The organism is Enterobacter sp. MG-EB028 (genome assembly GCF_056673305.1).
This window is the reverse complement of the sequence record NZ_CP195079.1, coordinates 2,094,040-2,117,689: the sequence shown is the minus strand read 5'-3', so window position 1 is coordinate 2,117,689 and position 23,650 is coordinate 2,094,040. Positions and strand designations below refer to the sequence as shown.

At 55.0% G+C, this 23,650-nt stretch carries 26 protein-coding genes; 14 read left to right on the top strand and 12 right to left on the bottom strand.

Features of this window, described 5'->3' with window-relative positions; genetic code table 11:
* Window positions 1–436 precede the first annotated feature (436 nt).
* Both dtpA and gstA read left to right on the top strand, forming a co-directional pair.
* Complete coding sequence (gene dtpA / locus ACR42C_RS10100) at window positions 437–1,945, top strand: dipeptide/tripeptide permease DtpA (protein ID WP_192981514.1); 1,509 nt, start codon at window positions 437–439, stop codon at window positions 1,943–1,945.
* A gap of 105 nt (window positions 1,946–2,050) precedes the next feature.
* On the top strand, window positions 2,051–2,656 hold the full coding sequence (gene gstA, locus ACR42C_RS10095; RefSeq protein ID WP_116340365.1) for a glutathione transferase GstA: 606 nt from the start codon (window positions 2,051–2,053) through the stop codon (window positions 2,654–2,656).
* A 77-nt stretch (window positions 2,657–2,733) separates the two neighbouring features.
* On the opposite strand, the gene pdxY is transcribed toward gstA, so the two are convergent.
* The 5 genes from pdxY to anmK all read right to left on the bottom strand — a co-directional run bounded on the left by pdxY (window position 2,734) and on the right by anmK (window position 7,316).
* Window positions 2,734–3,594: a pyridoxal kinase PdxY gene (gene pdxY / locus ACR42C_RS10090; protein ID WP_479985073.1), complete on the bottom strand. Its 861-nt coding sequence runs from the start codon at window positions 3,592–3,594 to the stop codon at window positions 2,734–2,736.
* 66 nt (window positions 3,595–3,660) lie between these two features.
* Window positions 3,661–4,935, bottom strand: coding sequence for a tyrosine--tRNA ligase (gene tyrS, locus ACR42C_RS10085; protein ID WP_023311370.1), 1,275 nt, complete (start codon window positions 4,933–4,935; stop codon window positions 3,661–3,663).
* A 125-nt stretch (window positions 4,936–5,060) separates the two neighbouring features.
* Window positions 5,061–5,717 carry a pyridoxamine 5'-phosphate oxidase gene (gene pdxH / locus ACR42C_RS10080; RefSeq protein ID WP_028012909.1) on the bottom strand — a complete coding sequence of 219 codons (657 nt, stop codon included), beginning with the start codon at window positions 5,715–5,717 and terminating at the stop codon, window positions 5,061–5,063.
* A 57-nt stretch (window positions 5,718–5,774) separates the two neighbouring features.
* Window positions 5,775–6,098 (bottom strand): C-type lysozyme inhibitor, encoded by a 324-nt coding sequence (gene mliC, locus ACR42C_RS10075; RefSeq protein ID WP_116340370.1) that lies wholly within the window; start codon window positions 6,096–6,098, stop codon window positions 5,775–5,777.
* 93 nt (window positions 6,099–6,191) lie between these two features.
* Window positions 6,192–7,316: an anhydro-N-acetylmuramic acid kinase gene (gene anmK / locus ACR42C_RS10070; RefSeq protein ID WP_316378985.1), complete on the bottom strand. Its 1,125-nt coding sequence runs from the start codon at window positions 7,314–7,316 to the stop codon at window positions 6,192–6,194.
* A gap of 255 nt (window positions 7,317–7,571) precedes the next feature.
* Here anmK and slyB point away from each other — a divergent pair, with 255 nt between their 5' ends.
* Window positions 7,572–8,039, top strand: a complete 468-nt coding sequence (gene slyB, locus ACR42C_RS10065; protein ID WP_028012906.1) for an outer membrane lipoprotein SlyB — start codon at window positions 7,572–7,574, stop codon at window positions 8,037–8,039.
* Between the two features lie 199 nt (window positions 8,040–8,238).
* Window positions 8,239–9,600: an MASE4 domain-containing protein gene (locus ACR42C_RS10060; protein ID WP_316378984.1), complete on the top strand. Its 1,362-nt coding sequence runs from the start codon at window positions 8,239–8,241 to the stop codon at window positions 9,598–9,600.
* A gap of 35 nt (window positions 9,601–9,635) precedes the next feature.
* Here ACR42C_RS10060 and slyA read toward each other — a convergent pair whose 3' ends face one another.
* A complete protein-coding gene (gene slyA, locus ACR42C_RS10055; protein ID WP_021241135.1) occupies window positions 9,636–10,076 on the bottom strand; it encodes a transcriptional regulator SlyA in 441 nt (146 codons plus the stop codon).
* Window positions 10,077–10,262: 186 nt separating this feature from the next.
* On the opposite strand from slyA, the gene ACR42C_RS10050 reads away from it, so the two are divergent.
* From ACR42C_RS10050 to ACR42C_RS10040, 3 genes are read left to right on the top strand one after another with little or no spacing between them, the layout of a single operon-like run.
* A complete protein-coding gene (locus ACR42C_RS10050) occupies window positions 10,263–10,499 on the top strand; it encodes a DUF1656 domain-containing protein (RefSeq protein ID WP_039266199.1) in 237 nt (78 codons plus the stop codon).
* Window positions 10,500–10,501: 2 nt separating this feature from the next.
* Window positions 10,502–11,362, top strand: coding sequence for an efflux RND transporter periplasmic adaptor subunit (locus tag ACR42C_RS10045; RefSeq protein WP_479985072.1), 861 nt, complete (start codon window positions 10,502–10,504; stop codon window positions 11,360–11,362).
* Entirely contained in the window at window positions 11,362–13,395 is a 2,034-nt protein-coding gene (locus tag ACR42C_RS10040; protein ID WP_163329036.1) for an FUSC family protein, read from the top strand. Before ACR42C_RS10045 ends, ACR42C_RS10040 begins: the two co-directional genes overlap by 1 nt.
* Here the strand turns inward: ACR42C_RS10040 and sodC are convergent.
* The 3 genes from sodC to ACR42C_RS10025 form a co-directional block, all read right to left on the bottom strand.
* Window positions 13,374–13,892 carry a superoxide dismutase [Cu-Zn] SodC gene (gene sodC, locus ACR42C_RS10035; RefSeq protein ID WP_116340380.1) on the bottom strand — a complete coding sequence of 173 codons (519 nt, stop codon included), beginning with the start codon at window positions 13,890–13,892 and terminating at the stop codon, window positions 13,374–13,376. The genes ACR42C_RS10040 and sodC overlap by 22 nt on opposite strands.
* Window positions 13,893–13,973: 81 nt before the next feature.
* Window positions 13,974–14,870: an aldo/keto reductase gene (locus ACR42C_RS10030; protein ID WP_116340382.1), complete on the bottom strand. Its 897-nt coding sequence runs from the start codon at window positions 14,868–14,870 to the stop codon at window positions 13,974–13,976.
* 48 nt (window positions 14,871–14,918) lie between these two features.
* Entirely contained in the window at window positions 14,919–15,158 is a 240-nt protein-coding gene (locus ACR42C_RS10025; RefSeq protein ID WP_116340384.1) for a DUF1289 domain-containing protein, read from the bottom strand.
* A gap of 149 nt (window positions 15,159–15,307) precedes the next feature.
* Between ACR42C_RS10025 and eptA the strand changes: the two genes are divergently transcribed.
* From eptA to rnt, 5 genes are all read left to right on the top strand, one after another.
* A complete protein-coding gene (gene eptA, locus ACR42C_RS10020) occupies window positions 15,308–16,933 on the top strand; it encodes a phosphoethanolamine transferase EptA (RefSeq protein WP_163329032.1) in 1,626 nt (541 codons plus the stop codon).
* Between the two features lie 41 nt (window positions 16,934–16,974).
* Window positions 16,975–17,574 carry a TetR/AcrR family transcriptional regulator gene (locus ACR42C_RS10015; protein WP_479985071.1) on the top strand — a complete coding sequence of 200 codons (600 nt, stop codon included), beginning with the start codon at window positions 16,975–16,977 and terminating at the stop codon, window positions 17,572–17,574.
* A gap of 53 nt (window positions 17,575–17,627) precedes the next feature.
* Window positions 17,628–18,725 (top strand): alkene reductase, encoded by a 1,098-nt coding sequence (nemA, locus tag ACR42C_RS10010; protein ID WP_395312746.1) that lies wholly within the window; start codon window positions 17,628–17,630, stop codon window positions 18,723–18,725.
* A gap of 100 nt (window positions 18,726–18,825) precedes the next feature.
* The gene (gene gloA / locus ACR42C_RS10005) at window positions 18,826–19,233 is read left to right on the top strand and encodes a lactoylglutathione lyase (RefSeq protein WP_044596747.1); all 408 of its coding nucleotides are present in this window, start codon (window positions 18,826–18,828) and stop codon (window positions 19,231–19,233) included.
* A gap of 94 nt (window positions 19,234–19,327) precedes the next feature.
* Window positions 19,328–19,978 (top strand): ribonuclease T, encoded by a 651-nt coding sequence (gene rnt, locus ACR42C_RS10000; RefSeq protein WP_061098432.1) that lies wholly within the window; start codon window positions 19,328–19,330, stop codon window positions 19,976–19,978.
* Window positions 19,979–20,022: 44 nt separating this feature from the next.
* Here rnt and grxD read toward each other — a convergent pair whose 3' ends face one another.
* Window positions 20,023–20,370, bottom strand: coding sequence for a monothiol glutaredoxin 4 (gene grxD / locus ACR42C_RS09995; RefSeq protein ID WP_003832760.1), 348 nt, complete (start codon window positions 20,368–20,370; stop codon window positions 20,023–20,025).
* A 338-nt stretch (window positions 20,371–20,708) separates the two neighbouring features.
* On the opposite strand from grxD, the gene ACR42C_RS09990 reads away from it, so the two are divergent.
* Together ACR42C_RS09990 and sodB are read left to right on the top strand one after the other, a co-directional pair.
* Window positions 20,709–21,482: an NlpC/P60 family protein gene (locus ACR42C_RS09990; RefSeq protein ID WP_474482744.1), complete on the top strand. Its 774-nt coding sequence runs from the start codon at window positions 20,709–20,711 to the stop codon at window positions 21,480–21,482.
* A 122-nt stretch (window positions 21,483–21,604) separates the two neighbouring features.
* Complete coding sequence (gene sodB, locus ACR42C_RS09985) at window positions 21,605–22,186, top strand: superoxide dismutase [Fe] (RefSeq protein WP_116340394.1); 582 nt, start codon at window positions 21,605–21,607, stop codon at window positions 22,184–22,186.
* Window positions 22,187–22,223: 37 nt separating this feature from the next.
* Here the strand turns inward: sodB and ACR42C_RS09980 are convergent, their stop codons facing one another.
* Together ACR42C_RS09980 and cydH are read right to left on the bottom strand one after the other, a co-directional pair.
* Window positions 22,224–23,390, bottom strand: a complete 1,167-nt coding sequence (locus tag ACR42C_RS09980; RefSeq protein ID WP_439206533.1) for an MFS transporter — start codon at window positions 23,388–23,390, stop codon at window positions 22,224–22,226.
* Between the two features lie 163 nt (window positions 23,391–23,553).
* A complete protein-coding gene (gene cydH, locus ACR42C_RS09975; protein ID WP_008500596.1) occupies window positions 23,554–23,643 on the bottom strand; it encodes a cytochrome bd-I oxidase subunit CydH in 90 nt (29 codons plus the stop codon).
* Window positions 23,644–23,650: the final 7 nt, after the last annotated feature.

Genomic DNA, 23,650 nt, shown 5'->3' with positions numbered 1-23,650 from the left:
GTGATCGCGATCACTCTGATAACGTCATGTTGATTTTTTGTAGTCAAAGTCATCGCAAACCCTTTGCCGGGCAAGATATAACTGTGCTTACCCGGAAGATAAGACCAGCTATTTTTCAGAATATGGGCTATATCACTGCAACAGACGGCAAATAGCAGAACATATCGCCAAAAGCCCATCACACAGGGTGTATACCAGTCGAAAAAACTACCTTTAGTTATCGTATAAAATTTAACGCTGAATAACATTTGCAGAAACCGACGATTATACCGCTCCAGATATATGTAACAGAGTATTACAAACGTATTGCCAGACGGGTCAGGATAGTGAACATTACCCGCCGTTTCTCCTCCCAATATAACTATAAGGCGGATGGGCTACGGCCATCACGCTATGAACACCCCCGTTAATATGGGATGTAAAAAAAGAGGTATATGTGTCGACTGCAAACAATAAACCAACAGATGAAAGCGTGAGTCTGAACGCTTTTAAACAACCGAAAGCGTTTTATCTCATCTTCTCTATCGAGTTATGGGAGCGTTTTGGTTACTACGGCCTGCAAGGGATCATGGCGGTTTACCTGGTTAAACAGCTGGGTATGTCCGAAGCCGATTCCATCACGCTGTTCTCCTCCTTCAGTGCCCTCGTCTACGGTCTGGTTGCCATTGGCGGCTGGCTGGGTGATAAAGTTCTTGGTACTAAGCGCGTCATTATGCTGGGCGCTATTGTTCTGGCTATTGGCTATGGTCTGGTTGCATGGTCTGGACATGATGCGGCTGTGGTCTATATGGGCATGGCAACCATCGCCGTGGGTAACGGTCTGTTCAAAGCGAACCCGTCTTCCCTGCTCTCAACCTGCTACAGCAAAGATGACCCACGTCTGGACGGTGCATTTACCATGTACTACATGTCCATCAACATTGGTTCCTTCTTCTCCATGCTGGCAACCCCATGGCTGGCCGCGAAATTTGGCTGGAGCGTGGCGTTTGCGCTGAGCTTCGTGGGTATGCTGATCACCGTGGTGAACTTCCTGTTCTGCCGCAGCTGGGTAAAAGACTACGGTTCAAAACCTGACTTCGAGCCAGTACACATGGGTAAACTGCTGGCGACTATCGTGGGCGTTGTCGTCCTGGCGGCGATCGCCACCTGGCTGCTGCACAACCAGGGTATCGCTCGTGCCGTTCTGGGCGTGGTTGCGCTGGGTATCGTGGTCATCTTCGCGAAAGAAGCGTTCGCTATGCAGGGTGCTGCGCGCCGTAAGATGATTGTGGCGTTCATTCTGATGCTGGAAGCGATTATCTTCTTCGTGCTGTACAGCCAGATGCCAACCTCTCTGAACTTCTTCGCGATTCGTAACGTTGAGCACTCTATCCTGGGCATCGCGTTCGAGCCGGAGCAGTATCAGGCGCTGAACCCATTCTGGATCATGATTGGTAGCCCGATTCTGGCCGCTATCTATAACAAGATGGGCGACCGCCTGCCGATGCCGCACAAGTTCGCCATCGGAATGGTGCTGTGCTCCGGTGCGTTCCTGGTGCTGCCGCTGGGTACCAGGTTTGCGACTGACGCAGGTATCGTGTCCGTGAACTGGCTGATCCTGAGCTACGCGCTGCAGTCTATCGGCGAACTGATGATCTCCGGTCTGGGTCTGGCGATGGTTGCACAGCTGGTGCCACAGCGTCTGATGGGCTTCATTATGGGTAGCTGGTTCCTGACCACTGCCGGTGCAGCAATCATCGCCGGTAAGATCGCGAACCTGATGGCGGTGCCGGAAAACGTGACCGATCCACTGGTCTCCCTGAACGTCTACGGTACCGTGTTCATGCAGATTGGTATCGCTACGGCGGTTATCGCGGCGCTGATGCTGCTGACCGCGCCGAAACTGAATCGAATGACTCAGGACGACGACAAGACGGCTGAAGCGACCAAAACCGCTACCGCGTAATATCTGAGAGAAACGACTGAACAGAAGCCGCTAAGAGATTAGCGGCTTTTTTTTTGTCCCTTCGCGCACTAACATAGCTGAAACCTCAGCAAAAAGGAGTTACCGATGAAACTGTTCTACAAACCGGGCGCGTGCTCTCTTGCTTCCCATATCACCTTGCGCGAGAGCGGCAAAGATTTCACGCTGGATGGCGTTGATCTGATGAAAAAGCGCCTGGAAAACGGGGATGACTTTTTTGCGATTAATCCAAAAGGGCAGGTTCCGGCCCTGCTGCTGGATGACGGTACTCTGCTGACCGAAGGCGTGGCGATTATGCAATTCCTGGCGGACAACGTACCGGATCGCCAGCTCCTTGCCCCTACCGGCAGCGTCGCACGTTATAAGACGCTGGAGTGGTTAAACTATATCGCCACCGAGCTGCACAAAGGCTTTACCCCCCTGTTCCGCCCGGATACGCCGGAAGAGTACAAGCCAACCGTGCGAGCCCTGCTGGAGAAAAAGCTGCAGTTTGTGAATGAAGCGCTGAAAGACGATCAGTGGATTTGTGGTTCACGTTTCACCATTGCCGACGCGTACCTGTTTACCGTACTGCGCTGGGCGCGTGCGGTTAAGCTGAACCTGGAGGGGTTGGACCACATCGCATCGTATATGGCGCGCGTGGCGGAGCGTCCAGCGGTGGCTGCGGCGCTAAAAGCGGAAGGTCTTAACTAATATCGCCCGGCGGCGCTACGCTTGCACGGGCCTGCGGATTAAGTAGGCCAGGTAAGCGCAGCGCCACCCGGCATCGTTTAAAGCTGCGTTGCGCTGAAATAATGCTCCGGCTTAGCGATTCGATCCTGTGCCGCGACCACCTGCAGTTCATATTCCTGCATATCTTTCGTCGCAATCATAATTTCATACACCGCTGCCGTAACGTGCTCCAGCGCGTCTCTCACCGTTGCGCCCTGCAACAGTTTCACCAGCAGCAGCCCGCTGGTCACATCACCCGCACCCACCGGCTGACGCGTGCCGAAATCCACCAGCGGGCGGCTGATATGCCATGCGTCATCTTTCGTCACCAGCAGCATCTCAAAACGCTCCTGGGTCAGTCCTGCGCGGGCGAGATGTTTTACCAGCACAATTTCAGGCCCCTGGGCTATCAGCTCGCGAGACGCGCGTACCGCCTCTTCTACGCTATTAACCGAATGCTCGCAGAGGATCTCCAGCTCAATCAGGTTGGGCGCAATGATATCGCTGGCGGGCAACGCATGACGAACGTGAAACTCCGCTACGCCAGGCGCCACGATGCAGCCTTTCTCCGGGTGTCCCATGACGGGGTCGCAGAAGTATTTTGCCGCCGGGTTTGCCGCTTTAACCTGACGCACGATACCGAGGATATGTTCCCCCTGCTCCGCTGAGCCGAGGTAGCCGCTCAGCACGGCGTCACAGCGTTTGAGCTGGTCGATATCGGCAATACCCTGCACAACTTCGGTGAGGTGTGAAGGCGGCATCACGCAGCCGGTCCATTTGCCGTATTGCGTATGGTTAGAGAACTGCACGGTATTAAGGGGCCAGACGTTGGCACCGAGGCGGCGCATCGGGAACTCCGCTGCGCTATTGCCAGCATGTCCAAATACAACGTGGGACTGAATGGCGAGGATGTTCTTCATCTTTTACTTACCAAACCCGAAAAAAACAAAAAGGGCGTGGTTTCCCACGCCCCTGAAGACTTTTAATTATTTCCAGCAGACCAGACAGTAGTTTTTCTTACCGCGGCGCAGCAGCGTGTAGCGGCCATACAGACGATCGCCGTCAACGAAGGTGTATTCCGGGTCAGCCTGCTTTTCACCGTTGATGGTGATAGCGTTGGACGCGATGGTTTTACGCGCCTGACCGCGGGAAGGCTGGAGCTCAGAGTCCACCAGCGCCTGCATCAGGTCAGCCCCTTTTTCCATTTCGACCATCGGCACACCGTCCTGCGCCAGCTGCTCGAAGTCCGCTTCGCTCAGATCGCTCAGGGTACCGTTGAACAGGCTTGCAGTAATGCGTTTTGCCGCGGCCAGACCTTCTTCACCGTGAACCAGTTTGGTCACTTCATCCGCCAGCACGTACTGGGCACGCGGTGCTTTACCGCTGTTCTTATCTTCCTCTTCCAGCGCGTTGATCTCTGCAATGTCCATGAAGGTGAAGAACTTCAGGAAGCGGTAAACATCGGCGTCCGCCGTGTTGATCCAGAACTGGTAGAATTTGTACGGACTGGTTTTCTTCGGATCCAGCCACACCGCGCCGCCTTCGGTTTTACCGAATTTGGTGCCGTCCGCTTTGGTAATCAATGGAACGGTCAGGCCAAACACCTGGTTCTGATGCAGACGACGGGTCAGGTCGATACCGGAGGTGATGTTCCCCCACTGGTCAGAACCGCCGATCTGCAGAGAAACGCCGTGCAGCTTGTTCAGGCAGGCAAAGTCATAGCCCTGCAGCAGGTTGTAGGAGAACTCGGTAAAGGAGATACCCTGATCGTCACGGTTCAGACGCTGCTTCACGGCTTCTTTGTTAATCATCTGGTTAACAGAGAAGTGCTTGCCGATGTCTCGCAGGAAGGTCAGCACGTTCATGCTGCCAAACCAGTCGTAGTTGTTGGCGGCAATGGCAGAGTTATCACCACAGTTGAAGTCGAGGAACGGTGCAACCTGCTTGCGGATCTTATCCACCCACTCCTGCACGGTATCTTCGGTGTTCAGCTTACGCTCCGCGGCTTTAAAGCTTGGGTCACCAATCAGACCGGTCGCGCCGCCCACCAGGGCAACAGGCTTATGGCCCGCCATCTGGAAGCGTTTCAGGCATAACAATGGAACAAGATGCCCCAAATGCAAGCTGTCAGCGGTGGGATCGAAGCCGCAATAGAGCGCGATCGGGCCTTGCGCCAGTCGCTCTGCTAACGCTTCCTCGTCCGTCACCTGGGCCACGAGGCCCCGCTCTTGCAATTGTTTAATCAAGTTACTGCTTGCCATCAAATTCTCCATGTATAAACGACTGCACCTTTGCCGGTACACGACTTTTCGCCTGATGCGAAAGGACAATAGAATAAAGCGCAAGCGCGGTGTGCGCTAGCGCTTAAATCAACAAATTTCGGGGATTACGGTGCCAGTCTGTCGATTTTCCAGCCGCCATTCTCGCGCTGGTATAAAAAGCGGTCGTGCAGGCGATGCTCACCGCCCTGCCAGAACTCCATCTGCTCAATCGGAATGCGGAAGCCGCCCCAGAAGCTTGGCAGGGGAATTTCCCCCTGCTGGAACTTCTGTTTCAGCTCCAGGAACTTACTTTCCAGCACGCCGCGGGCAGAGATCCGGCTGGACTGTTTTGACACCCAGGCGCCAATCTGGCTGTCGCGTGGACGGCTGTGGAAATACTTCACCACCTCCAGCGTCGAAAGACGTTCCGCCTTGCCGGTGACCATCACCTGACGTTCCAGCATGTGCCAGGGGAACAGCAGGCTGATGCGGGGATTATTTTCCAGATGGTGCGCCTTGCGGCTACCCAGGTTGGTATAGAACACCAGCCCTTTCTCGTCGTAATGCTTGAGCAAGACGATGCGCTGATACGGTTGACCGTTTTCATCTACCGTCGCGACGACCATGGCCGTTGGGTCAGCCAGCTTCGCATCGCAGGCCTGTTTCAGCCAGCGTTCAAAGAGCACGAGGGGTTCAGCGGGAAGATCCTGGCGGCGCAGGCCGCCTTTGGTGTATTCACGGCGCAGATGCGCAATTTGCTGCAGTTCATCGTTATCTGACATGGCGTTAGCTGATCTTGAGATTGGGTGGCGCTATTGTGCGCCGCCCCTGTAAAAATCTCAACGCTTCGGATTTTCAAGCTGGCAGTTGTTCAGCACAATGCGGTCGCGTTTGTAGACCGTAGCGCTGTCGCCTTTTGACCAGAACACATAGATACCGTCAGAATAACGTGCTCCGGAGGCCGAGATCCCCTGTTTAAGGGTCAGCAGCTTATTGTCGTAAACGAAGCTGGCTTCCTGACGTGGGTTATTCAACTTCACGGTCAGCGGTTTTTCATCGCAGCGATACTCCAGCGTATCGGTCTGCATGCGCTCAAGGAACTGGTTATAGACGCTGCACCCTGACAGCAATAAAGGCGCGACAATAAGAAGAACTTTTTTCATGGGCGTATTCCGAAGACTTTCCTGGTCCTGGAGGGCATGACCGCCCTCCTGTTTTACTCCATTCTAACGACGAGACGACGCGCTGAATTTCAGTTAACTCTGATTATGACGCGGATTTGCCGGGAAAATCGCCCCGAGGACACTGGCCTCGCGCGCGCCAGTTACCGACGGCAAATTGCCCGGTAGCCCGGCGATGGTGCGCCAGGCAAGCCAGGCGAAAGCCAGCGCTTCCATATCATCACCGCTGATGCCGGCCTCGTCCGTCGTCGTCACTTCTGTACCCGGCAGCAGCCCGGCAAGGCGTGCCATCACCAACGGGTTTCGGCTTCCGCCGCCGCACACCAGCAGGCGTTCGCAGCCGCCGCTGAGCAGCACTTGCTCAGAGATAGACACGGCCGTTAATTCGGCAAGCGTCGCCTGAATATCCTGCGGGGCCAGTGCCGGGAACAGCGCCAGCTGGCGCTCAAGCCAGCCAAAGTTGAAGTATTCACGCCCCGTGCTTTTCGGCGCCGGCAAGGCAAAATATGGGTCGCTGAGCATAGACTGCAGCAGCGGGAGGATCACTTTACCCTCGCTCGCCCACTCGGCATTTTTATCATACGGTTGACCGCACTGCCGCCAGATCCAGGCATCCATTAACATATTCCCGGGGCCGGTATCGTAACCGCGAACGGGCTGCCCCGGAATAAGCATCGAGAGGTTAGCAATCCCGCCAATGTTGAGCACCATGCGACGCTCTGAAGGATGCGCCAACAGCGCCTGATGGAAAGCGGGCACCAGCGGTGCGCCCTGCCCGCCAAGGGCAATATCGCGACGACGGAAATCCCCGACGACCGTCACGCCCGTCTTTGCCACTATCTGGTTGTTATCGCCGATTTGCAACGTATGCGGCGCCTCGCCAATCGGCTCATGCCAGACGGTTTGTCCATGGCACCCGATGGCGACCACATCCTGAGGTCGAAGATGTTCTTTTTGCATTAACGCCTGCACCGCATCCGCAAACAGCGCCCCCAGGCGAACATCAAGTTGACCAAGCTGGGAGAGAGTCAGCTGCTGCCCCTGACAGATACTCAGAATATCCTCTTTCAGCGAAATGGGGATTGGCCAGGTCAGGCTCGCCTGCTGTGCTACCATATGTTCGTCAATGGCGGCCAGAACGACATCTACCCCATCCAGACTGGTGCCCGACATCACACCAATGTAGCGACCCGATTTCATGCGCTTTCCTTACGTTGCGTGGGCTAAGGATATCCACTCAACCATAAACGACGCTGCTTTGCCATCCGACGATAATATTTTTTAACAATGTCATGCCGGTAACGCGAGCGGATCCTGTTTATGTCTCGTTAAGTCAAATTCAAGTACAATTTTCTTATTGTTAGTGCAAAGATATGAACTATGGCCCTTTATGCCATATAATTTAGCCATAACGGATGCCTCCAAATGGGCGTTTTTGGTGAACAGGAGATTCAAATGATTGTACGTGTACTGGGCGTTTCGCTGATTGGTTTAACCCTGGCTGGCTGTGTGAACGACAGCTCACTGTCTGGCGACGTTTACAGCGCTTCTGAAGCTAAACAGGTTCAGAGCGTGACTTACGGTACCGTTGTTAACGCCCGTCCTGTACAAATTCAGGGTGGTGATGAAAACAACGTCATGGGCGCAATCGGTGGTGCTGTTCTGGGTGGTTTCCTGGGTAACACCGTTGGCGGTGGCACAGGCCGCTCTCTGGCAACCGCAGCGGGCGCCGTTGCCGGTGGCGTGGCAGGCCAGGGCGTCCAGGGTGCGATGAACAAAACGCAGGGCGTAGAGCTGGAAATTCGTAAAGACGACGGCAGCACCATTATGGTTGTTCAGAAACAGGGCAATACCCGCTTCTCAGCAGGTCAGCGCGTTGTGCTGGCAAGCAACGGAAGCCAGGTTACCGTGTCCCCACGTTAATTAAAAATGGATGTGGCCGTCGGGCCACATCCATTTACAATATATATCACTTGAACGAATATATTTACAAAATCCATTCACCCCACCAATAATTAACCTCACCGTATATTGTTTCTGCGCAAAGTATTTATTGCATTAATTGATTAGACTCTTCGCAATTACCTCTTCATAAATTATTTTTCATTTTGTAAAAATTTATATGCTTGCGAATAGTCTTTGTCTAAAAGGTCGTTATATCTCGTTCTGTTTCGGGTGCCTTGTCGTTATCGGAATACTACAAGCCCTCTTTTCAAAACTGGTTGAATGGGTACCATCCTTCTCGCCTCTTGTGTTCCCTACGCTCACCATTTTTTTACTCGTGTTTCACCTGTTTATTGCCTGTTTTATGGCTATGAAATACTGGTGCGATAAGAGGCGGCTCTATCTGATTGCGATCGCCTTTGCCTTTGCCGGTTCGGCACTGCTGATGGTCGGAACGCTGTCCAGCTTTCCAGCGTGGCTTGACCTCTATCAGTTTAACGTCGTTAACTACAACGATGCGATGATCTACTATATGTTCCGCCATCTCTTAATGGCTGTGCTGATGATCGCTTCGGCATTACTCTATCCCACTCGGAATCAGTCCTTTTCCCGTGCGGCCCATATCGCCATCGTCAGCGGTATATTTCTGTTTACCGCCTGCGGCGTACTGTTAGCCTGGATATATTCCAGCCATTCTGCGTTTTTATCCATCGACCTGGTTGATAATGAAACGCGGCAGTTTATGGTTCTGTGGAGCCACTGCATCAATATTTCATTAATTGTTCTCTGGGTTGTAACATTAGCAAGCCTGATGTTTATTACGCGGGTACGTAATCTGTTCTGGGTGGGCGGTAATTTTCTGTGCGTGTGCTATATCGTTACGCTTGTAATGCTGTTAGTGGGCGGACATGCTGAAGATATATCGTGGTATCGCGCCCGGCTATTTGAAACCGTCGCTACGCTGATGATTATTTTTGTTCTGCTTTACGACGTTTTCATGCTGTACCGCGATTCCCATTTAAAATATCAGCAGTCGTATCAGAATTCGATTCGCGATCCGCTCACGCGCCTTTATAACCGCAGCTATTTTTATGAATCGTTAAACCAGGCGCTGGAGATCGCGAAATCCAGCCGGCCCGTTTCGGTTATCGTCAGCGATCTCGATCGCTTCAAGCGCATCAACGATAACTATGGTCACCTTCAGGGAGACAAAGTCCTGCAGTTTGTCGCCAATCTGCTGATGGATTCCGTGCGCCCGCAGGACATCGCGGCGCGAATCGGTGGCGAAGAATTTGTCCTGATGCTGGCAAACACCTCCTCTGAGGCAGCATGTCAGGTGGCGGAACGTATACGGTTAAAGCTAAGCAGCTTTGATAAAGCCAGCAGCGGGGGGCAGTTACCGGAGCCGATTACCATCAGCATGGGGGTATTCACGGCAACCTCATCATCGATAACCGCTGAAACGTGCGTGGAAAGTGCCGACAAGGCGATGTATGAAGCGAAAGAGACCGGCCGTAATCGGGTGGTCGTCTTTAAGTAATTAAAAGGCCTTGCTGCTGCAAGGCCTGGTGTTTGTCAGTCGCGAGACTGCAGCTCATGGATGTTTTGCTCAAGGCGTGCAATCAGGCTGATGAGCATTTCCAGCTCCGCCGGTGAAACCCCTGAAAGGATTTCACCGCGCGTTTTGGTAATTACGGCTTCCATTTCAGTGATGATAGGAGCCGCTTTCTCGGTCAGCTTAATCCGTTTGGCGCGACGATCGCTGGCGCAGGTTTGTCGGGAGATCAGCCCCTTCTCTTCCAGCTGGTCAAGCGTGCGCACCAGCGACGGTTGCTCAATGCCTATCGCTTTAGCCAGTTGAATTTGCGACTGGTCCGGCGGCAGCTGATGAATGTTGTGCAACGTGACCCAATGCGTCTGTGTCAGTTCCAGAGGTTTCAGGCGATGGTCAATCAGAGCACGCCAGACGCGTACCAACCTTGCCAGATCAGAACCTAATGGCGATTCCAATTTCATCTCCTTATAATTAGCTTGCTAAGTTATTATACTGATTTTAGAATAGTGTGCAGCATTTGTATTGGCAAAACAAATGCAATACTGCATTCATCTAACTCAAAAGTATGACTTACACTGAATCGTGATGCTTCTTCATACTCAGACAAGCCAACGCGGCATTCTGTTCACTGCAAAGGATCTCTGCTCGTGACCTTTTTTCATCGCTCAGAGGGTTTACCCCTCCAGGACCTGATCTTCGGTGCGTCAGTCTACTTTCCCCCTCTGTTTAAAGCCGTGCTGGTGGGCTTTATTCTTTGGCTCATCGCGCATCGCCTGCTTCGCGACTGGATGTACTCCGGCGAAATCTGGCATCCCATGCTGATGGATCTCTCCCTGTTTGCCCTCTCCGTGTGCCTGGGCCTTGCTGTTCTGATCGTGTGGTGAATATGCCTCTGAAAACGCTGAAGTACTTTTCCACCCTGTTTGTCCTGGTCCTCGCCCTGGTCGCTGGCTGGTGGTTGTGGAATTTCTATATGCAGTCCCCCTGGACCCGCGACGGTAAAATTCGCGCTGAGCAGGTCAGCATCACCCCGCAGGTGTCAGGAAGCATTACGTCGCTGCTGATTAAGGATAACCAGTACGTTAAAAAGGGAGAGGTGTTATTCCGCATCGACGACACCCCGTACCATATTGCGATTTTGAACGCCCAGGCACAGCTGGCGAAAGCCCAGTCCGATCTGGCAAAGGCCAACAACGAGGCCAACCGCCGCCGTCATCTGTCGAAAAACTACATCTCTGCGGAAGATTTGGATACCGCCAACATCAACGTTAAGGCGATGCAGGCGAGCGTTAACGCGGCAGAGGCGACGCTGAAGCAAGCGCAGTGGGAGCTGACTCAAACCGTGATTACCGCCCCCGTCGACGGATGGGTGACCAACCTCTCCGCCCGCGTGGGGAATTATGCCACCACCGGCCAGCCGATTTTTGCCCTCGTCGACAGCCACTCCTTCTACGTAGTGGGCTATTTCGAAGAGACCAAGCTTCGGCACATCCGTGAAGGCGCACCCGCCGCCATAACGCTTTACAGCGGCTCGCAGAAGTTACGGGGTCACGTTTCCAGCATTGGCCGCGCCATTTACGATCAAAGCGTTGAAACCGATTCCGGGCTGGTGCCGGACATCAAACCGAATGTACCATGGGTGCGCCTGGCTCAACGCGTGCCTGTGCGCGTGGAGTTTGACCATTTACCCGGGGACATCACGCTGGTATCCGGCACCACCTGCACTGTCTCCATCGGAACCCGTTAATGAAGCTGCAGGCGCTCTCCTGGCAAAACACGCCGTGGATGAAAGCGACGCGTCCCCAGTGGCGCTACGCGCTGCGTAACGGCATAGCCATGTGCCTGGCGCTGACCGTCGCCTATTACCTGAACCTGGACGAACCCTACTGGGCGATGACCTCCGCGGCGGTGGTGAGTTTCCCGACCGTTGGCGGAGTGATCAGCAAAAGCCTTGGCCGTATCGCAGGCAGTCTGCTGGGTGCCACCGCGGCGTTAATTATCGCGGGCCACACGCTGAACGATCCGTGGTTGTTCCTGCTGAGCATGGCGGCATGGCTGGGATGCTGTACATGGGCCTGCGCCCATTTCACCAATAACGTCGCCTACGCTTTTCAGCTGGCGGGCTATACGGCCGCCATTATCGCCTTCCCGGTCGTCAACGTGCTCGACACTACCGAGCTGTGGGATATCGCTCAGGCGCGCGTCTGCGAAGTGATTGTCGGGATCCTCTGCGGCGGATTTATGATGATGGTCCTGCCCAGCACCTCCGACGGGACCGCGCTTATCACAGCGCTGAAAACCATGCATACCCGGCTGCTGGAACACGCGAGCCTGCTGTGGCAACCGGATACCAGCGATGACATCCGCCTCGCGCATGAAAAGGTTATCGGGCAGATCCTGACCATGAATCTGTTGCGGATTCAGGCTTTCTGGAGCCATTACCGTTTTCGCCGTCAGAACACCCTGCTTAACTATTTGCTGCACCAGCAGCTGCGCATGACCAGCGCCATCTCCAGCCTGCGCCGGATGCTGCTCAACTGGTCAACGCCGCCGGAAAACACGCGCGCCGTGATCGAAACGCTGCTCGCGGCGCTTGCCCGCCCGGATGCAGATATCTACACCGTTGCGAAGATCATTGCCCCGCTCGCTCCGGTGGATGAATATGATTACCGCCATCGCGCCTTCTGGCAGCGTCTGAATTATTTTTGCCGTCTATACCTGCGCAGCAGCCGTTGGATTAAGGCGGTAGAGAATGCCACCCCGGTCACGGAGTTCACCGTTCCCGGCAGCCCGGCTCTCGCGCGGCACACCGATTATCTGGAAGCGCTGTGGAGCGGTTTTCGCACCTTCTGCGCGCTGATGCTGGTGGGGGCATGGAGCATCACCACGCAGTGGGAGTCCGGTTCGGCGGCCCTGACGCTGGCCGCCATCAGCTGCGTGCTATACTCCGTCGCGGCCTCGCCGTTTAACTCCCTTACGCTGCTGCTGCGAACGCTGGTGTTGCTGTCACTGTTCAGTTTTGTGGTGAAGTTTGGCCTGATGGTACAGATAAGCGATCTCTGGCAGTTTCTGCTGTTCCTGTTTCCGCTGTTAACCACCATGCAGCTACTTAAGCTGCAAATGCCGAAACTGGCGGGCCTCTGGGGACAGCTGATTGTCTTTATGGGCTCGTTTATCTCCGTGACGAATCCGCCGGTTTACGATTACGCCGACTTTCTCAATGACAACCTGGCGAAGATCCTGGGCGTGGGGCTGGCGTGGCTGGCCTTCGCGGTGTTGCGTCCCGGCTCTGACGCGCGCAAAAGCCGCAGGCATATTCGGGAGTTGCGCAGAGGGTTTGTCGACCAACTCAGCCGCAAACCGCATCTGCGTGAAAGCGAGTATGAATCGCTGGTGTATCACCACGTCAGCCAGTTAAATAACAGTCAGGACGCGCTTTCCCGCCGCTGGCTGCTGCGCTGGGGCGTGGTGCTGTTGAACTGTTCACATGTAGTCTGGCAGCTTCGCGCGTGGGAAACGCGTTCCGATCCGCTGTCGCAGGTGCGTGACGTTTGCATTTCCCTGCTGCGCGATGTCATGAGCGAGCGCGGGGTTCAGCAGCGGCCGCTGGAGGCCACGCTTGCTGAACTGCAGCGCATCTGCGATACCCTTGCACGGCATCACCTGCCCGCAGCCCGCGATTTGGCCTCGATTATCTGGCGCCTGCACTGCTCGCTGTCGCAGCTCGAGCAGGCGCCACCGCCGGGCACGATTGGAGATCAGATTACGCCGCAGGCATAGCGTGCCCCACCGCCGCCAAGCGGTTTAGGCTGATCGGACATGTTATCCCCGCCCACATGGATCATCAGCGCTTTGCCTTTGACCTCATCCAGCTTTTTAAGCCGCGGGGCCACGACCGGATCCGTGGCTTTACCGTCATTGTTTACCACCAGCACCGGCAAGTCGCCCAGGTGCCCCATTCCGTCAGGCCCTTCATGTTTACCTGAGTTCTGCGGGTCGAGGTGGCCCCCTGCTGCTTCCGCCGCCGACGGTTTACCCTCTTTCATTGCTGGCTGACAGCTCCCTTTGGCATGAACGTGAAAGCCGTGTTCGCCCGGCGGGAGTGCTTTAAGATCGGGTGCGAATTCCAGCCCTTTATCGGTCTCAGTGATTTTCACCGTCCCGATTGACTGACCCACCCCCTGTGAGGTGACGAGATTCATTTCTACTTCGTCGCTGGCTGCCTGCGCCCCTGCGCAAACAACCAGCGCGACCATTGCCAGAGCAAAACGCTTCATAATGACCTCCGCGGGTTATTTTTTGCCCCTTAAGTGTATACCAGGGGCACAGATTTCACCGGAAAGTCACCTTCTGGCGGTTTATGGCACGTCGTAACCCAGCGCGGCCTTGCGGATGCGGAACCACTGCTGGCGGGTCATCTGCAGCTCTTCGGCGGCCAGAGCGGAACGGACGCGTTCAATTTTTCCGGAGCCAATAATCGGCAGCGGTTTTGACGGGAGACGCAGGATCCAGGCATAAACCACCTGTTCGATACTCTCCGCGTTCAGCTCGCGGGCGATGGTTTCCAGCTCATTGCGCAGCGGCTGGAACGCCTCGTCATTAAACAGGCGTCCACCGCCCAGGCAGGACCAGGCCATCGGGCGAATGCGCAACTGCTGCAGCTGATCGAGCGTACCGTCCAGCAGCAGCGGCTGGTGTACCGGGGAGATCTCAACCTGGTTAGTGGCCAGGGTAAACGGCAGACGAGACTGAAGCAGCGCAAACTGGGCCGGGGTAAAGTTGGAGACGCCGAAGTGTCGCACTTTCCCGCTCTGATGCAGGCTCAGGAAGGCTTCCGCCACCTCATCGGCATCCATCAACGGGTCAGGACGGTGAATCAGCAGCAGGTCGATACGATCGGTTGCCAGATTGACCAGAGACTGCTCGGCGCTCTTGATGATATGCGCGCTGTCGGTGATGTAATGACCGAGGGCATGTTCAGGTTTGGCCGTGGTGGCAATACCACATTTTGTGACGATCTCCATGCGATCGCGCAGCGCCGGAACCAGCTTGAGCGCCTCGCCAAAGGCGGCCTCGCACTGATAGCCTCCGTAAATATCCGCATGATCGACCGTGGTGATGCCTAAATCGAGGTGCTCTTCAATAAAGCTTGCCAGCTGGAGGGGGGACATATTCCAGTCCATCAGGCGCCAGTAGCCCATCACAAAACGGGAGAATTCTGGCCCCTGGGGGGCAAGGGTAATTCGCTGAACCATAACATTTTCCTCAAGGACGTGATGTCATGAGTATACGCAATTACCGCATTAAAATAGTGAAGGTTGCTGGGGTTCTTCGGCCTCGCTGGCTTTGTTTGCGCGGATTTTGCGCAGAAGTCGCTGCCGGCAGAGGCGGAGCACCTCCTGCTTTTGCGTGTCGCTGAAGTTTTGCCAGTTAAAACGCTCGTCACGGGTACGCATGCACCCGCGGCAATAACCGCGCTCATCTACCTGACAAATCCCCCGGCACGGGCTCTGGATGGGGAAAAACTCCAGTTGCTCTGCCACACTCACCTCCGGTTAACCACTCTCACCTACAGTGAAGACGCTAACAGCGCCGCGTGCAAGGGCTTTACCACAGTTTTATGGCATTAAGGTTTCACTAATCTTCACTCTCTATACTCGCCACATCAATACAATGACAGGTTTTGCGATCGATGTGGTTAAGTAAAAAGTTACAGTGTAACGACATTAAATTCACTCTGGGCTGTGCACTCTTCTTTACGCTGCTAAACGGGCTGTTTATCCAGCGCAGCTGGGCCATTATTGCCCCTGCTCATCTACACGACATTCTCTTTGCCGCGTCCGTACCGGTGGTGCTGTTTTGTGGCTGGGTGATTGTTTTTAGCCTGCTCAATATTCCGTATATCCGCAAGCCACTGCTGATCGTCTTAACTGTCGGGTGCGCTGCGGCAACTTATTTTATGTTTACCTACGGCGCGGTCATCGATCAAAACATGATTGTGAACGTGTTCGAAACTAACTCCCAGGAAGCCACCGCCCTGGTGACCCCGCAGATGATTCTGTGGATTGTCATAGCCGGTCTTGTTCCATCCCTGGTGCTGGCGCTGACCCGTATTCGTACCGGAAAATGGTGGTACGCCCTGCTGACGCGCGTTGCTGCGATGCTCGGTGCCCTGCTGGTGATTATTCTAATCGCCGCTGTGTTTTATAAAGATTACGCCTCGCTGTTCCGCAATAATAAAAGCATCGTCAAAATGGTCACCCCGGCGAACTACGTCAGCGCCGTGGTGAAATACAGCAAAATGCGCTGGTTTGCCGGCGATCAAACGCTGGTGCGGATTGGCGAAGATGCGCACAAAGGCGCGCTGATTTCGGGTCAGCATAAGAAAACCGTTCTGGTGCTGGTCATCGGCGAAGCGTCGCGCGCGGCGAACTACTCCCTGAATGGCTACGGGCGTGAAACCAACCCCGAACTGAAAAAGCAGGATGTGATCAACTTCCCCCAGGCCTCGTCGTGCGGCACTGAAACCGCCGTATCCGTTCCCTGCATGTTCTCCGGTATGACGCGCAGCAAATACGATGCCGACCTGGCGCACCATCAGGAAGGGCTGCTCGACGTGCTCAAGCATGCGGGTTTCAACCTCCTGTGGCGCGACAACGACGGTGGCTGTAAAGGCGCGTGCGATCGTATTCCCCATACCGACATGACGCAGTGGAAGCTGGATCAGTTCTGCAAAGACCAATCCTGTATTGATGACGTGAACTTCTACCGCCTGGACAACGTGCTGGACGGTCTGAAGCAGGACACGGTGCTGGTTATCCACCTGATGGGCAGCCACGGCCCGGCGTACTATCGCCGTTACCCGGATAATTTCCGTAAATTCACCCCTACCTGCGATACCAACGAAATTCAGGATTGCGATCATCAGGCGCTGATGAACACCTATGACAATACCATTCTGTATACCGACAGCATGGTCAGCAAAACCATTGACGCGCTGAAAGCCCGTCAGGCGAACATGAACACCGCGCTGATTTATCTCTCCGATCACGGGGAATCGCTCGGTGAGAGCGGTATTTATCTGCACGGCACGCCGTACATGCTGGCGCCGGAGCAGCAAACGCACATTCCGTTTATGTTCTGGCTGTCCCCGGACTATGCGAAAAACTTTGGCATCAACGAGCAGTGTTTACGCGACCACGCAGCAAAAAATGCGGTTTCGCAGGACAATTTGTTCTCGACGGTGCTGGGCATGATGGACGTTAAATCAAGCGTTTATCAGCAACAGCTGGACATTCTGAACGCGTGTCGCCAGTAACAGAGCTTGCATTAGACCGAACGGTCTATTAGAGTGAATCCATGAGCAGAAATACTGAACACGATACCCGCGAACATCTCCTGGCGACCGGCGAGCGGCTGTGCATGCACCGCGGCTTTACCGGTATGGGGCTGAGCGAGCTATTAAAAACCGCTGAGGTACCGAAAGGGTCGTTCTATCACTACTTCCGGTCCAAAGAGGCCTTTGGCGTGGCGATGCTGGAGCGGCACTATGCTGCCTACCACCAGCGCCTCGCGACCCACTTCGCCACGGGGAAAGGTAACTATCGGGATCGTGTTCTGAACTACTATCAGGAAACGCTGAACCAGTTCTGTCAGCAGGGCATTATCAGCGGATGCCTGACGGTTAAACTCTCTGCCGAAGTGTGCGATCTCTCAGAAGATATGCGCACGGCAATGGATAAAGGCGCCAGCGGCGTTATCGCCCTGCTGGCGCAGGCGCTGGCGAAGGGGCGCGAAGAAAATACGCTCGCCTTCCCCGGCGATCCCTTAACGCAGGCTCAGGTACTCTACTCTCTCTGGTTAGGGGCCAACCTGCAGGCTAAAATTTCTCGCAGTGCCGTGCCGCTCGAAAGCTCGCTGGCGCATGTGAAAAGTACGATTACTGCGCCTGGCGCTTAGCAGGCGTTTTTATTTCCATTATTACTAGTCGACTGGTCTACTCAGGAGTCTTTATGTCAGCTGAAAAATTATTTACCCCTTTAAAAGTGGGTGCCGTCACCGCGCCAAACCGCGTGTTTATGGCTCCGCTTACCCGTCTGCGCAGCATTGAGCCGGGTGACATCCCAACCCCACTGATGGGTGAATACTATCGTCAGCGCGCCAGCTCTGGCCTGATTATCACCGAAGCCACGCAGATTTCTGCTCAGGCCAAGGGATATGCGGGTGCACCGGGGCTGCACAGCCCGGAGCAGATCGCCGCATGGCAGAAAATCACCGCGGGTGTTCACGCTGAAGAGGGTCGCATTGCGGTCCAGCTGTGGCATACCGGTCGTATCTCCCACAGCAGCATTCAGCCTGGCGGTCAGGCACCGGTTTCAGCCTCTGCCCTGAATGCGAATACCCGTACCTCGCTGCGCGATGAAAACGGCAACGCGATCCGCGTCGATACCTCTACGCCACGCGCGCTTGAGCTGGACGAGATCCCGGGTATCGTGAACGATTTCCGCCAGGCCGTAGCCAACGCCCGTGAAGCCGGTTTTGACCTGGTTGAGCTGCACTCCGCGCACGGTTACCTGCTGCACCAGTTCCTGTCACCGTCGTCTAACCATCGCACCGACCAGTACGGCGGCAGTGTCGAAAACCGCGCTCGCCTGGTGCTGGAAGTGGTTGACGCCGTCTGCCAGGAGTGGAGCCCGGAACGTATCGGGATCCGCGTCTCCCCAATCGGTTCTTTCCAGAACGTCGACAACGGTCCGAACGAAGAAGCCGATGCCCTGTACCTGATCGAAGAACTGGCTAAACGTGGCATCGCTTATCTGCACATGTCCGAGCCGGACTGGGCTGGCGGCAAGCCTTACACGGAAGCCTTCCGTCAGAAAGTGCGCGAGCGCTTCCACGGGGTGATCATCGGTGCGGGTGCTTATACCCCAGAGAAAGCCGAAGACCTGATTAATAAAGGGCTGATCGACGCCGTGGCATTTGGCCGCGACTATATTGCCAACCCGGATCTGGTAGCCCGTCTGCAGCAGAAAGCGGCCCTGAACCCGCAGCGTCCTGAGAGCTTCTACGGCGGCGGCGCGGAAGGCTACACCGACTATCCTTCTCTGTAATCTCGCCATTGTTCATTGATAGCGGCGACACTTCGCCGCTATACTAAAACATCGTTTCTGTTCAAAAAAATAGTCTATTCCATTGGTTAATGAGGAAATTATGCGCCTACTTCACACCATGCTGCGCGTTGGCGACCTGCAACGTTCGATCGATTTCTACACTAACGTCCTGGGCATGAAGCTGCTGCGCACCAGCGAAAACCCGGAATACAAATACTCGCTGGCGTTCGTGGGTTACGGACCGGAAACGGATGAAGCTGTCATTGAGCTGACCTACAACTGGGGCGTGGACAGCTATGAGCTGGGTACCGCCTATGGCCATATCGCGCTGGAAGTGGACAACGCGGCCGAAGCGTGCGAACGCATTCGCAAAAATGGCGGTAACGTCACGCGCGAAGCAGGCCCGGTAAAAGGCGGCACCACCGTGATTGCGTTTGTTGAAGATCCGGACGGTTACAAGATCGAGCTGATTGAAGCCAAAGACGCGGGTCGCGGTCTGGGCAACTGATCCCTCAGGGCGCAATATGCGCCCGTAGTTTTACTGCATCCCCCCGCAAAATTTGCCATAATGCGCTCTGCTTTTTCCCTGGTAAGAGACCCTGATGTCCGATAACGCTCAATTTAGCGGTCTGTGCGACCGTTTTCGTGGTTTTTATCCCGTTGTCATTGATGTAGAAACAGCCGGATTTAACGCTAAAACCGATGCGCTGCTTGAAATTGCCGCCATCACGCTGAAGATGGATGAACAGGGCTGGCTTACACCGGACACCACGCTGCATTTCCACGTTGAACCTTTCGAAGGGGCAAACTTACAGCCGGAGGCGCTGGCGTTTAACGGTATCGATCCGCATAACCCGCTGCGCGGTGCAGTCAGCGAATATGATGCGCTGCACGCCATTTTTAAAATGGTGCGTAAAGGCATGAAAGAGAGCAACTGCAGCCGCGCCATCATGGTGGCCCATAACGCCACCTTCGATCACAGCTTTACCATGGCTGCAGCCGAGCGCGCGTCGCTCAAGCGCAACCCTTTCCACCCGTTTGTGACCTTCGACACCGCCGCGCTGAGCGGCCTGGCGCTGGGACAAACGGTGTTATCAAAGGCCTGCATTACGGCGGGTATACCGTTTGACGGCACCCAGGCACACTCCGCCTTATACGACACGGAGCGCACCGCAGAGCTGTTCTGTGAGATCGTCAACCGCTGGAAGCGTCTGGGCGGTTGGCCGCTGCCGATGGGCGACAGTGAAGAATAAAAAAAAGCGACCTTATCAGGTCGCTTTTTTATTAACGCAGAAAATTACTCAGCGTCTGGCTCTTCGGTTTTGTACTTCGCCGCCGTCTCTTTGATCAGCTGCTGCAGTTCGCCGCGCTGGTACATCTCAATCAGGATATCGCAGCCGCCAACCAGTTCGCCGTCAACCCACAGCTGCGGGAAAGTCGGCCAGTTAGCGTATTTTGGCAGCTCTGCGCGGATGTCCGGGTTCTGCAGGATATCAACGTAAGCAAAACGCTCACCACAGGCTGACAGCGCCTGAACCGCTTGCGCGGAAAAGCCGCAGCTTGGCAGCTTCGGAGAACCTTTCATATACAGCAGAATCGGGTTTTCAGCGATCTGGCGCTGGATTTTTTCAATAGTGGTGCTCATGTCTTGCTTCCTTTAACTTCTGTTACGGCAATAGTCTGACATTGTAGCGGGTCAGGCTGGCATCGGAAAATAACATTTTCGTCACGTTTATATATTTTACCGCGACTCTACAAAAGTTGCATTGCAAATGGTGTTTACCCCTGCGACCGTCAGGGTTTTGCTCAGGGAGTGAACAATTGTGCGGCAGAACGATGATTTTTTTTGCACTTGCTAACGAAACAGGTTTTTAGATTGAAAAATGCTATTAACTTCTCGGGTTTTTATGGATTAGAATCGACGGGCTTTGTAAATCACACGCGGGTATTATTGATGACCTGCATATATCAGGGGACTGCCCAGTGGCGCGGATAACTAAAATCTCGATCACGCTCTGTGCTTTACTGTTTACTTCACTCACTTTCACGCCAGCGGCAAACGCCTCTCAGCAGGCGCGGCAATCTGCTGTACAAAAAAGCCATCTGGTAAAAGCCACAGAACGTAAGAAAAAAACCACCACAAAGAACGTCAAGAAAAAAACCACCGCTCAGACTAAACAGACCGCTTCCAGCAAGACGAAAACAAAATCTTCCCGCACTACCCGCACCGCCAAAAATAAAGCTTCGCTGACCGCCGCTAACCTCGTTACAGAAAAATGCATTACCCGTAAAGGGCATAAAGCAAAATGCACGAAGGTGACGAAACTGGCGGATGTGCATAAAGTGCGTGTGCAAAAAGCGCAAAAAACCGCGATGAATAAGCTGATGGGACAGATTGGCAAACCTTATCGCTGGGGCGGCAGCTCGCCGCGTACCGGTTTCGACTGCAGCGGCCTCGTCTATTACGCCTATAAAGATCTGGTTAAATTCCGCATTCCGCGTACCGCCAACGAGATGTATCACCTGCGCGATGCGTCACCGGTTAACCGCGCGGAGCTGGAAAACGGCGATTTGGTCTTCTTCCGTACCCAGGGTCGCGGCACGGCTGACCACGTCGGCGTCTACGTCGGCAACGGGAAATTCATCCAGTCACCGCGCAGCGGCCAGGATATTCAGATCACCTCGCTCAGTGAAGACTACTGGATGCGCCACTACGTCGGCGCGCGTCGCGTGATGACGCCAAAAACCATTCGCTAATCCCTGCCCTGCCACATCCGTGGCAGGGTAAGTTCCTCTTTTGCATACCCTTTCAATTTGCTATCCTGTCCCTGTTGTCTGTGTGGTTATTGGCAACGCAAAATACAATAAGGAGAGAAGCAATGTCGTTCGAATTACCTGCACTACCGTATGCAAAAGACGCCCTGGCACCGCACATTTCAGCGGAAACCCTGGAATATCATTACGGCAAACATCACCAGACGTACGTCACCAACCTGAACAACCTGATCAAGGGCACCGATTTCGAAGGCAAAACGCTGGAAGAGATCGTTCGCAGCTCAGAGGGTGGCGTTTTTAACAACGCGGCTCAGGTGTGGAACCACACCTTCTACTGGCACTGCCTGGCACCCAATGCCGGTGGCGAACCTGCCGGTGAGCTGGCGGCCGCGATTAACGCCGCTTTTGGCAGCTTCGCCGAGTTTAAGACGAAGTTTACCGATGCAGCCATCAAGAACTTCGGTTCTGGCTGGACGTGGCTGGTAAAAGAGGCGGATGGCAAACTGGCTATCGTGTCCACGTCTAACGCGGGCACCCCGCTGACCACCAGCGCTACGCCGCTGATGACCGTGGACGTGTGGGAACACGCTTACTACATTGATTACCGCAACGCGCGCCCGAACTACCTGGAACACTTCTGGGCGCTGGTTAACTGGGAATTTGTCGCGAAGAATTTCGCCGCGTAAAAGACACGCAGAAGGGTGCGCCCTTCTGCGTTTTTGCTTATTCCGCCGTGCAAACGGCTTCAGGCTGTTTACGGCCGGACATCATTACCAGCAGCAGGCCGAGCGCGGCAATAATGGCCCCCATCACCGGCACAAAACTGTACCCCAGACCACCTGAAATCACTGCGCCTCCGGCGGCTGCGCCCAGCGCATTGCCGAGATTGAACGCCCCGATATTCACGGAAGACGAGAGGCCCGGCGCCTCATGGGCGACACGCATCACGCGCATCTGCAGCGGCGGCACCACGGCAAAGGTTGCGGCCCCCCAGACGACCATCGCAATCGCCGCTCCGAACTCATTACGCGCCAGCCACGGGATAGCAACCATAATGACAATCAGCAGGGTTAAGAAGCCTTTCAGCGTCCCGCTCACGGAACGGTCAGCAAATTTCCCGCCGAGATAGTTGCCGATCGAGAAGCCGACGCCAATCAGCACCAGCATCGCGGTAACGAAAAGAGGCGGTGCGTGGGTGATATCGTGCAGCACCGGTGAAATATAGGTGTAGAGGGTAAACATCGCCCCTGCCCCCAGCACCGTGGTGAGCAGCGCGGAGAGCACCTGCGGGCGCATCAGCACCGCCAGCTCTTTACGCACTTCCGGACGTTCTCCTGCACTGCCTTTCGGCAGAGAGAAGAACAACGCCACCATTGCGACCACGCCCAGCCCGGCCGTCGCCAGGAAGGACATACGCCAGCCGATCGCTTCCCCCAGCCAGGTTGCCGCCGGCACCCCGCCAATGTTGGCAATCGTCAGCCCCATAAACATGGTCGCTACAGCGCTTGCCTGCTTGTGTTTTGGCACTACGCTTGCGGCCACGACCGAGCCCAGCCCAAAGAACGCGCCGTGGTTCAGGCTGGTCAGAATGCGCGACAGCATCAGGGTAGTGTAGTCCGGCGAAATGGCCGAAAGCACGTTGCCCAGAGTGAAAATCGCCATCAGGAAAATCAGCGCATTGCGGCGCGCCCGGTGAGAAAGCAGAAGCGTCATCAGCGGCGCCCCCACCATCACGCCGATGGCGTAGGCGCTGATTAACATGCCTGCCGCAGGGATCGAGACGTCTACGCCCCGGGCAATAACAGGCAGTAACCCCATCGGGGAGAATTCAGTGGTGCCAATCCCAAAAGCGCCAATCGCCAGGGCCAGCAGGGGAAAATTGATTTTCATGCGTCAACTCCGGATGCCGTGTCATGTGGTGACACAGAACAAAGAAGCGGAAAGCATGACATCAATCACAAAAAATGAGAAGTTAACAAAATGGCAAAAGATTTTTGCCAGAGAAGTAACAATCGCGGCGATGGGGAGGGAGAAGGCTCTCCCTCCGCGTAAATCAGTGCAGTGCAGCCGTCAGACCGGCCGCGACAATCAGAGCCAGCACAACAACGGTGGTGAACAGCGAAAACTTCAGATCGGAACTCATCAATTTT